This is a genomic window from Tamlana sp. I1 (genome assembly GCF_015355625.1).
Taxonomy (GTDB): Bacteria; Bacteroidota; Bacteroidia; order Flavobacteriales; family Flavobacteriaceae; genus Pseudotamlana.
The window spans coordinates 1-11,591 of record NZ_JACLAF010000007.1 but is presented as its reverse complement, the minus strand read 5'-3'; the positions used below and the strand labels follow the sequence as shown (position 1 = coordinate 11,591).

Genomic DNA, 11,591 nt, shown 5'->3' with positions numbered 1-11,591 from the left:
AGATTTTCAAGAAAAAGAGCTTCTTATTTTAGTTCCAACTCCTCAATATCATCATGTTCGCCTCTAATTGCTTTAAATGATGCTATCATTTCGGCTAACTTTTCTTTGTTAGTTTTAGCTAAATTTCGTTCTTGTGCAATATCTTCTTTTAAATTATAGAGTTGGTATTCTTTAGAATTTCCTAATTCTATATTTACCAGGTCATTTACTTCTAAGCCCTTATAAGGAGGAATTATAAACCAATCACCTTTACGAAATGCTGTTCTAGAAGTAGCTTCTATAATTAACTCTTCTCTGCCAGAGTCGCTTTTTCCTAAAAATAAATCCATTAGGTTCTCACTATCATCCACACGAATGTCCGAGCCAATTAAACTAGCAATAGATGATAGTAAATCCATTTGGCACACTAAGGCATCGGATACAGTTGGTTGGATTTCGCCTTTCCAATACGTAATAAACGGCACTCGTGTTCCAGCTTCAAAAAGACTGTATTTCCCTCCTTTAAAAGGCCCCCAAGGTTTATGTTCACCTAGTTTTTCAACAGCGTCATCATCATACCCATCGTTTAAAACAGGACCATTATCACTTGTAAAAACTATTAATGTATTTTCTAAAACCTCTTCTTTTTCTAAAGTTTTAATAAATTCTCCAACAACCCAGTCTGCCTCTACAATAACATCGCCTCTTGGTCCCATTCCAGAACTCCCTACAAATCTAGGGCTTGGCGTACGAGGAACATGTGGTTGCTGTAAAGCATAATATAAAAAGAAAGGTTCTTCTTTGCGTGCTTTCACATAATCTTGTGCTTCTTTTAAAAATTGGTCTGCCATTTCTTCATCTTTCCATTTTGCAGCTTCTCCACCTTTCATAAAACCAATTCGCGGAATCCCATTTACAATACTATTATTATGTCCATGATGCCATTTCATGGTTAATAATTCTGGATTATCAACACCTGTAGGTTGACCTACAAAATTCTTCTTATAATTAACCTCAATAGGATCATTAGGATCTAAGCCAACAACGTTACCGTTTTTTATATAAACGGTAGGTACTCGATCTTGAGTGGCAGCCATAATGTATGAATCATCAAACCCAACCTGATTAGGGCCTGGGGTTATTTTTTTGTTCCAATCTGTATAACCTGTACCCAATCCTAAGTGCCATTTCCCCACAATTCCTGTATGATAGCCTTTTGTTTTAAGCATTTTAGGAATTGTCATTTGTGAGGTATCTATAATTAATGGTGCTGTACCTGGTAATATTTTTGCCTTTTTATTTCTCCATGGATATACTCCAGTAAGCAAAGCATACCTACTAGGCGTACAAGTAGAAGAAGATGCATATCCGCTGGTAAAACGTACACCATTATTTGCTAAATAATCAATGTTTGGTGTTTTAATTTCTGTAGCACCATAAGCGCCCACATCACCATACCCCAAATCATCTGCATAAATAATAACAATATTTGGCTTCGTTACTTTGGTAATCTTTTCGTTTTTTTCTTTGCATGAGCATATTAACATTGTAAATAAAAAAATTGTAAATATTTTATAATAAATTGAATTTATTTTCATTGTCTCTCAAATTGTTTTTTTTAATTAAAGGTTTGTTTCCTATGTTGGAATATTATGCTTTTCATTAGGGTTGAACATTAGATTTTTGCACATTTTCATCTTATGTAATCTATACGATTTTGAGTTTTTGAAATAAAATTACAGTTGCTCAAAAGGGCTAATAATTTTTTTTCATTCGTCATACTTTAATAAGGATAAAAATATAGAGAACCCTAGCAATTGGCAGTAGCTATATTAGTAAATTTAAAGGGGTAATTTGGTATATCAACAACTAGCTACTTGGATCTAAAATAAAAAGGTATTTCAATTTGCACTTATTGTAATTTTATAACAAGTCTTAAATATTTTTTTAACTCACTTTGACTATTTGTGTTTTACCGAAAATATAATCTATCCAAATGTACTTTTTTTCGATAGTCAATTTAAAATAAAGGAATATCTCAATTCACCCCTGCTTTTTTATTAAAACACCCTCGCAGCATTACTACATGCTGCCCTAATTTTATTTTTGCTAAACGATCACGTAAAAATGAATACGCAGATGAAAGTTTTACTGAATATAAGTCACTTATTTAGAATCACTTTCAGACTCACTGATGGGTCTTGTTCTTTAAAAGAATATTTCAATCTATTTTATTGATACTTTTTTATAAAAAAAATGTCAGTATTAAATACTAATAATTATGGCTAAATCTACCCACAAAAATATTTTAAAACAGTTACTGATAGCCTTTATTTACCTATTATTTTATAATGCTAAAGGTCAAGTGACATATGATTTCCAAGATGTTTTAACCGAAAGACCATCTATAGGTGAAAATTTAGTATGGCATTTCTTCACAGAAGAAGAGGGGCATCTTTATAATGGAGAACTCTCTACTCGTTTTGAAAGTTTACTAAGTCAATCTGGATTTGAAAATATAAGATTCCCAGGAGGTACTGTGTCAGACTGGTTTGACTGGAAAAAAACATTGCCAGACATCAATAATCGTCCATCTCAGATGACACATATTTGGCGAACTTATCCAAACACAGAAAGCGGAAAAGCAGATACTACTGTCCAATTTGGAGTAAATGAAGCTCTAAAAGCTGCACACGCATCTGGTGCTGAAATCATTCCTGTTTTCAGTCCAAATTACAATAAACAGCACCATTTAGATTTGTATGAGTACTTAACTGCTGATGCAAACGAAGATTTAGATAATGATGGTGTTTTTTGGGGAAGTGTAAGACAAAGTTATGGTATTAATAAAGTTAAGGTTTCTGTCGTAGAATACGGAAATGAACTAGGTGGTAATGGGCATCATGTTTGGTATATGCAGCCAAATGATGGTTTACCTAGAGGCGGTGGTACTATTGATGAAAATAAAGCCCTAAACGGAGGTGTCAAGGCTTTTACCAATCAAATGGCTCACAAAGGTAGAGGAAGTGCTATAATCTCTAGTATAGCAAATGCTACTTTTGCTTCTGAAGGATTGGAAAATGAAGAGTTTTATGCTTTTTTTCCACCCATCCAATCTCTTGTTAGTGCCAAAGTAGGCACCGATTACAATAATCCTTCAACTTATGAAATTTACAATGGTATACTTTTACCAGAAGGCGCAGACCCAAGTAATTCTAGCTTATTGAATTCTTATGGAAGTAATGACAAGGTCTTTTTATTTAGAAAATCAGATGGTCTATTGATTTTTGGAGATGGTATTCATGGAAAAAAAATTCCAAGTGACGCGTATGTGTTTTTAGATTATAGTTCAGGAAATCATACAGGTTATTTAGAATTATATAATGAATTAAAAGCTATTAACCCCAATTTACTTATTTCCGACGGTGCTTTTTTAGATACGCAGAGTAAAGATGCCGTTCCCATTCATGGTGGTTCTCAATTTCGAAATGCAGTGGGTTTAATAGATAATAATATTGTTACCGAGATGATAAGTAAGGGGTATTTTTCTTGGCCACAACATCTTTCTGCCCATATGAGTTATGCTAGTGTAAGTGATTACCCTTCAGGCACAGAGATTATTGTAGGAGAACATTCTACATTAGATTTTGGTCCTGGTGCAAGTATCGCGACTACAGATGCAAATGGAGTAGAACACATAGCTCGTGAATATACAATTTTAGGTGCATTGCAACATCTTTTAGAGTGTGAACGTGTAGTCACTCAATTTGGTCAGCATACCGATTATCCGGTCTCTTTATTTAATAGAACCTCTATGACCAATCAAGCACATTCTATTAGAGTTGATGCTTCAGGAAGTAGCCCATTTGAGCCAGATAATCTTTTCGTTACTTCATTAGGTATTGCGCAGGAGTTTTTTATAAAACATACTGGAAAACATGCATTAAAAAGTACTTCTAATACAATTCCAACAAGTACAATGAACTTTCGAAAATTAACAAATGTTGCTCAAATGGATCAAGGAAGTATACCTGATTTTATTCCTTATGCATCTCGTGATGAAGATGGGGAGTACATATACCTTACCGCTATAAACCCTTCTGAAACTACTACTTACACACCTTCATTTACTTTAAATAATTCTCCAAGTGTGGTTTTTAACAATCCCACCATGGAGGCAACATTAATACATTCAGATCATATATATGCAATTAATTCTTCCTCAGAACGTGATAATATTAGAATTGATGTTGTTCCTACAAACGATGTCGTGATAAACAGTAATACAAAAAGCATAACTTTTTCTATCCCTCCATTAAGCGCAAAAACATTAAAAATATATGCAGGCGGAACGGCTACAACATTAGTAACACCCCCATCTGGATTGATAAAAATTCAGAATAACGCATTAGGAGGATGGTTAGATGCAACGAATTTACCAGATCCTACAAGTGCTTCAAAAAATGAAGTTAGACTTAACTCAAGCGTAACACAAACCCCTACCTTATGGGAGTTTGTTGAGAGCGCAGAATCGGGTTGGTATTATATTATTTCTGAAGCGGGTGATTATTTACAACTCACTAATATTTCCGACCAACAAGGTAATACTAGTGGCTTGGCATTACGCTCTACTACAAGCAATGGGTCTGGAGGAAGTTGGCTAAAGTGGAGATTAATAGAATCGTCTTCTTCAGGCAATGTTTATATTGAAAATCAAGAATTTGAAAATTACGTTCGTGCCACACAAGAAGTTCATGATGGCACAATACCTGCTTATTTTGTCCACGGTGCAAGTAGCTCTAGTAATGGTGGGTGGTCACAATGGAAGCTTATTGATTTAGTTAAAATTCCAAGCACATGGACATATATAGATAATTTAGCTAATTTGAGTGAAACGAGACTAAGACAAACAAATAATGTAGATGGTACTGGGCAACATATAGATTTAAATTTATCAGTTGATTACAATGGGGACTGGGTACAATGGAAATTGATTCCTGTTAGCGGAACCTCTTACTACCATATAGAGGGCAAAAAGCAACCACTTAGACTTCAAATCATTAACAATATTGAAACAAAAGATGGGGTTTCTGGCTATGCAACGAGATTAGTTCCAAATACATTTTCAGGAGATTTAACGCAATGGGAAATTGTCGACTTAGAGGATGGCAACTCAGTTAGTTTAAAAAGCGTGTCTTATGGCTACTATTTAAGTGCATCAAATACTTCATTTAATAATAATCCCCAATCTAATTTACTTGAGGTTTTTGCTGTGCCTACTAATACAAATATTAAAACTCATTGGTCTTTTGGGGCTACAAATACTAATTCATCAAGTAAAACAAGTAATTTAGACACAAAAGCGCTTTCAAAAGAGCAAACAACGTCTACTTTTAATCTATATCCTAATCCTGTAACTCAAGGTGAATTCATTAATATTAATTTAAATATTGAACAGGAAGAGACCATAACAATAGAGGTATCGAGTATTTTAGGTAATTTAATATTAAAAAACAAAGTACCTCTTGTAATTGGAAAAAATCAATTAAATGTAGACACTCAAACGTTAACACAAGGTGTCTATTTCATCAAAATAAAAGGTACACACACACAATTTAACAAAAGGGTTATTATAAAGTAAATACAAACTAATATTTAATACTCTATTTATTTCAAATTAACCGAAATTATGAAACTCATAGCATTTACATTACTAATAGGTCGAATCGAAAAAGTAGTTGTACATTTCAAGATTCACGGTGGCGGATGGTAACGAAAAACAGCTACTAAATCTATTGTAAATCAAGATCCTCATTTTATGTGTTTAGCAGAGAATTTGGGTATTAACGCAAAGGGTAACCTATCGATGTTCTGGTTAAAATAAAGGAATTCTATTATACTTAATGTTTTTTAAGCTTTCGTTTACACAGAATTTTGATGCCACTCCCCTAATATAAAGCCTTTAAAAATAAATCTCATTTTAAATCATAATTTTAAAATTGACATATGGTCATGTCGCCAAAACGCCCTAAAACAAAAGGATTTCTCAATTCGCCCCTGCTTTTTTACTAAAACACCCTCATACCATTACTACATTATGAGCTAATTTTATAATACTTTATTAATTTAAAATTCTTTATTATGAAAAAAATTACATTACAATTATTTTGCATTCTTTTTATGTGCGTTTATTCAACAGTAAAAGCTCAAAGTGGCACAGAAACTTTTGCCAATCTATCTCTTACAAATGAATATGTAGATGGAAGTTTTGTAGGAGATAATTCAATTACTTGGAATTACTTTCAGGCACGTACTGATACATCTGGCACTTTAGACGGCATCATGTTAAGAGATGATGCTACTGCGGGACAGAGTGTGCTTTCTACTACCTTACCAGGAGGAATAAAATCTTTAACATTTGATTTAGCAAAAGCTTTTAACGGAACAAATAATGCAGATGCTACTGTTTCTATTTACTTAAATTCAACCCTTATTGGAACTAGTGAAGAAGTTGGCTCTAGAAATATGGTTGACCCTTATAAGTATATTATTAATAATATATCAGGGTACGATATGGGACCTAATACGTTAGAAATAAGAGCAAACGTAAAACCTATTATAATTGTTGAAATTTCATGGAGTGATATGGTATTATCTAACAATGATTTTAATCCTTCACTTAAAGATTCAAAATTACAGTTACAACCATCCTTACTAACAAAAGGAAGTGATTTAAATATCAATTTAGAGTTAAATAATTATAATAAAACTACTGAAATTTCAATCTACTCCATAAGTGGTAAATTACTACGTTCTAGAAATGTAAAACAAAACAACACCACACTAAGTATTGTTGAAAACATTCCTTTTGCTTCTGGATTGTACATTTTAAAAGTTAAAAATGGTAACACCATTAAAACTAGTAAGTTTATGGTAAAATAACCATCAAGTAAAAAAATTAATACAATACATGTTTTCTAATTAATTTTTGAATATGAAAATATGTATTGTATTAAAAAAAAAGTTACTAAGCTTCTGGTGGAAACCTAAGGCTTTTTTTTATTTCAAATCTCATTTTGCTTGTTTGTATTCTAGTTATGGTTCTTTTTTATGTAATCGGAACAATATGTGGCTAAATAATTTTTGATTTAATGCCTAATAATTAAAGATGTAAGCATTGTTAAAATTTAACAGTAAAATTTATTTAATGAAAAATAATTATTTAATTACCAATATTCAGAACTATCGTAATATGTCTAAATGTATATTTGCCTTGTTTGTACTTATATTCTCAGCTAGTTTGCAAGCACAAACAATTCATATTAATACAGATAATGTATTAAATAAAATCCCAGCTTTTGGCTATAATATGATTCCTGCCAACCACGGATTTGGGATTATAGCCAATGATGGTAATTTTGATCCTAATATACTAAACGCGTTAGTAAATATGGAACTTCCAGTTTTACGTTTTCCTGGTGGTACTTATGGGAATTTATATGAATGGAAACGCGCTATTGGCCCCAAAGCAAATAGAGGCGGCATGCATGGCTGGAAATATATTCCAGATGATAACTGGTTTGGACCTGATGAAGCAGGACAACTTATGGAGCAAACTAATGGCGAACTCACCATATTAGTGAATTTTAACCAAGGTGCAGCCTATGCAGCCGATTGGGTAGAATACATGAATGCAGAAGTAGGGGCTAATCCAAATGGAGGAATAGATTGGGCACAAGTGAGAGCAGACAATGGACACCCAGAGCCTTATAATGTTAAAACTTGGGAAATCGCTAATGAAGGTGGAAACTCAAGAATTTGGCCTAGATGGCCTTATGATGGTGATAACGAGAGTGATCAACTAGCTTTCAATGATCCCGTGTTTAGAGACTTAGTAGCTTATGGAGGTTCAAGAACTTATACTAATCAAACATTAGTAAGAGACAATGCGTGGAATGTTAGCTACATTAGAACGAAAGGAACTCCTAATGAAGATTTTCAAGTAAGATGGTATCCGCTAGTCAAGGAAAGTTTTGAGTTGAAGGTTGGCGTTGACGCTGCTTCAGCGGTTTCGTATACTAGAGTTGATGATTTTGGAAATTCTGCTTCGTCAGATTTGCATTATACTTTAAATGAAGAAACTGGAGAGGTTTTGTTTGGTGATGGTACAAATGGAGCAATCCCGCCAGCTGGCCAAAATGTTTATGCCAATTATACTACACAAAATTTGGATGGTCATGTTCAAATTTATAATGCCATGAAAGCTGTTGATCCAAATATTTTAATTTCAGACGGATTTTTCTTTATCAGTGAATATGAATTAAATGATCCTAGCAATGTAAAATCTGAAGGAACACAGCAACATATGGCAGCTGAGACAATGAAAAAATTTGACCAGTATTATGGTACAGATGTATTTAAAAACGCAGTTGGTATTGCTACGGGAAGTTTCCCAACTCAGCTTGATAAAAATATTAGTAATTATACAGCAAATAATGGAAAAGAACCAAATTTATTTTTAACAGAATACGGCATCATGGACAGAACTCTAGTTAATGGTGTTGAACACGCCCGTACCATCGCTTCTGCAATTTATTATGCGCTTTTAAATTATGAAATTGCTAAACGCGGTAATTTAGTTCAAGTTGCGAATATTAATTATTTGTTTAATCATGGTAATAATAAGGAGTCTGCGATGCGAGAAGGACAATCGCATGTAAATGCGAACGGAATTACTACTGAAATGTATTCTAAATATTTTGGAAATCAACTGGTTTCAACAACTTCTACAAATATTCCTGAACAAAGCTATACTTATGATCCGTTCACCTTTGGAACAACTTCTGAAACACACAATATCCCAAAACTGTATAGCCATGCCAGTATTGATATTTCTAAAAAAGAGGCATACCTTATGGTTATTAATACTACAGACGATGAAAATATAACATCAAGTATTTCTGGTGAAGGTAATGGGTTTCAGTTAGATGATTTAAAATCAATTAAGAAACTTTCTGCCACTTCATTAACAGCAATAAACACTGCCGGTGTGAGTAACAACATCAAAATTACGGATGAAACCATACCAACGGTTATAAATCAATCAATTTCATGGGACTTCCCCCCTGCAAGTGTAACTACTTTTGTTTTTAATTATTCAGAAACATTAAGTACTGAAGATTTTGTACCATCTAATTTTGGAACCGTTGAAATCGTTCAACAAAATGGAAGGACTGCTAGCTATAAATTTGAATTTAGTAATGGCGATGAGCGTATTAAAAATATAGAAGTTTATAGTGTTTTAGGAGAAATAGTTTATAAAGATTTAAAGCCATCTAAGTCTCATGTGAAACTTGAACTACCAGAACTAAATGCTGGAATCTATATTATCCATGTTCATACTGGTTACAATTATTATATGAAGAAGGTGTTTGTATTTTAGGAATACGCCTTAGGTTAAACTTGAAAACATTTGCACCTAATTAGCAACAACCTATTTCGCTTAAATTTTAGTAAAGCGCCCTAGACTTCAAAATTATTATGCCTTAAAAGGGCTATTTAAAGTAAAAAAACGATTGATGTGTTAAGCACCAATCGTTTTTTTTTGCTTGATAATGAGCTAAATAATTACATATCGATTGAAAATTTAGGAAATACCTCTAAACAAATTTTGATAATTACAATATGGATGAAGCAACCGTTATATATTGTTAGGCTATTTTTTTATCTTCTTAATAAAAAATAGACGTAAAAATTAGCCTATTTTAAGAACGAATAAATGCTGTATTAGAAAACCCTGAATATATAGTGGCTCTGCCACAAATAGAAAATGCATGATATAGAAATAAGTTTATCATTTCTCGGATTAAAGTCAATGTATTAGAGAAATATAATACTTCTAGACTAAATTTATTTAAGACAACAATAAAAAGAAGCACTGCAAGTCTATATCATAGATGTGCCCTAAATATTTACAGAGACCTTTAGATTCGAACAGCCTTCAAATTAAATAATAACGAAGAACACACCTTCTTTTTAGCCTTGTAACAACCGAAATATTCGATTTAATAATGAAGATATCATTATCTAGAAAACCGCAATTAGAAGAGTCGAAAATGGGGTGCTAGGAGGTTATATACAACTTATGATGATAAAACCTCTTAAAGTTTATGTTTTTGAAGTTAATAAACTGAACCTCCTTTCGTTTTAAACTTAAACACCAAGCAAATCAAACTTAGATTGAAAAATGACTTCATAACTAATAGAAATTTTTGCTGATTTTTTCTCGAAATGGTTACAACCTTCCAGGCAATTAAAAAAGAACTGCATGTGAAATTGGGTACACTATTTATACTATAATGCATAAAAAAGCTCTGGCAGGAAGTAATTCCTAGCCAGAGCTAAATTTAAATATTAGGTTTACTATTTCAACATGATTTTCTTTATTTGCTGTTGGCCATCAACAGACAGTAAAATGATGTACAAACCTGTATTTGAATTGTCAAGTCTAATATTCATTTCATTAGATGTCATTTTTTTAGAAACTATTATTTTTCCATTCAAGTTGTAAATAGCAACATTTGCTGAACTGTAACTTTTAGCAATTGTTACAGTAATGTTTCTGTTTTTCAATATGATTTGGTTTGAGGTAAGATCTAAATCATCGGTGCTAAGCACATCCATATCTTCTTCAAAGAACCATCGTCCCCCATCGTTAGCTCCAAATGTCCTCATACCGGCCTCGGTATTGCTTTTTTTATAGAGCTGCATTTTATCAAAATTTGCTTTACATTCAATGAAATAATAGTCAACTCCATTTTGCGACTGCTCATATTTGATATACCATTTCGCTCTATCGGCGGTTTCTGCATCTGAAACCATTTCAGCATTACTATCTGTCGATGCTATGGCTGATAGACGGTTGGCTGTTGTTGCCTGATTATCTATATAAAAAGCACCATCATTAGTTGGAGTAATTTTCCATTTGGCGTTGCTACTTGTAGGATATGGTGCAGCATTTAGAATAGGGTTTGTTGTCCCATCAGAGGCACTCAATCTCAACCCGCCACTTGCTTTAGAACTAATAAATTGCAATTTATTTATATTAATATTTAACACAGTTACACGGCAAGAGGCCTCAAAACCACCGTCGATTGTTGTGGCTTTTATATTAACAACACCTTGTTTCAATGTTGTTATTTCACCCGTTGCCGATACAATTGCTATGGTCTCATCATCGCTAGACCAAATCACACCTTGTTCGGTAGCATCAGCAGGCTCAACATTAGCCATCAAGACAAAACTTTCAGCTGTTTTCATCAAGTGATAATTGGTGTTCAAGGTAACACCAGACACTGATGAGCTTATATTTTGAACAATAACATCGCAGGTTCTTAAAATACTTCCTTCTTCAGATATAACTGTGATGGTTGTACTTCCTAGACTAACTCCTGTTATAAGCCCAGACTGATTTACACTTACTATGGCATCATTATCTGAAGACCAAGTGACATTTTGATTGGTCGCGTTAGAAGGCGTAAATGTTAGTGATAATTGTTCTGTAGCATTTAAATTGATTGTTGTTGCTTCTGGAGAAAGCGTCATATCGGTTA

At 33.1% G+C, this 11,591-nt stretch carries 5 protein-coding genes; 3 read left to right on the top strand and 2 right to left on the bottom strand.

All coding sequences use genetic code 11. The features are described 5' to 3' along the window. Window positions 1-23: 23 nt before the first annotated feature. Window positions 24-1,577 carry a sulfatase family protein gene (locus tag H6X70_RS07360; protein WP_194767035.1) on the bottom strand — a complete coding sequence of 518 codons (1,554 nt, stop codon included), beginning with the start codon at window positions 1,575-1,577 and terminating at the stop codon, window positions 24-26. A gap of 683 nt (window positions 1,578-2,260) precedes the next feature. Here H6X70_RS07360 and H6X70_RS07355 point away from each other — a divergent pair. From H6X70_RS07355 to H6X70_RS07345, 3 genes are all read left to right on the top strand, one after another. Then, window positions 2,261-5,620 carry a T9SS type A sorting domain-containing protein gene (locus H6X70_RS07355; protein ID WP_194767034.1) on the top strand — a complete coding sequence of 1,120 codons (3,360 nt, stop codon included), beginning with the start codon at window positions 2,261-2,263 and terminating at the stop codon, window positions 5,618-5,620. Window positions 5,621-6,120: 500 nt separating this feature from the next. Further along, the gene (locus H6X70_RS07350) at window positions 6,121-6,921 is read left to right on the top strand and encodes a T9SS type A sorting domain-containing protein (protein WP_194767033.1); all 801 of its coding nucleotides are present in this window, start codon (window positions 6,121-6,123) and stop codon (window positions 6,919-6,921) included. A 265-nt stretch (window positions 6,922-7,186) separates the two neighbouring features. After that, complete coding sequence (locus tag H6X70_RS07345) at window positions 7,187-9,421, top strand: T9SS type A sorting domain-containing protein (RefSeq protein WP_194767032.1); 2,235 nt, start codon at window positions 7,187-7,189, stop codon at window positions 9,419-9,421. Between the two features lie 980 nt (window positions 9,422-10,401). Here H6X70_RS07345 and H6X70_RS07340 read toward each other — a convergent pair. Then, a partial coding sequence (locus tag H6X70_RS07340; RefSeq protein WP_194767031.1) for an Ig-like domain-containing protein occupies window positions 10,402-11,591 on the bottom strand: 1,190 nt, incomplete at its 5' end.

Bases quoted from the DNA above. Each gene is read 5' to 3' on its own strand.
- H6X70_RS07360 (WP_194767035.1), bottom strand. From the start codon at position 1,577: ATGAAAATAAATTCAATTTATTATAAAATATTTACAATTTTTTTATTT.
- H6X70_RS07355 (WP_194767034.1), top strand. From the start codon at position 2,261: ATGGCTAAATCTACCCACAAAAATATTTTAAAACAGTTACTGATAGCC.
- H6X70_RS07345 (WP_194767032.1), top strand. From the start codon at position 7,187: ATGAAAAATAATTATTTAATTACCAATATTCAGAACTATCGTAATATG.
- H6X70_RS07350 (WP_194767033.1), top strand. From the start codon at position 6,121: ATGAAAAAAATTACATTACAATTATTTTGCATTCTTTTTATGTGCGTT.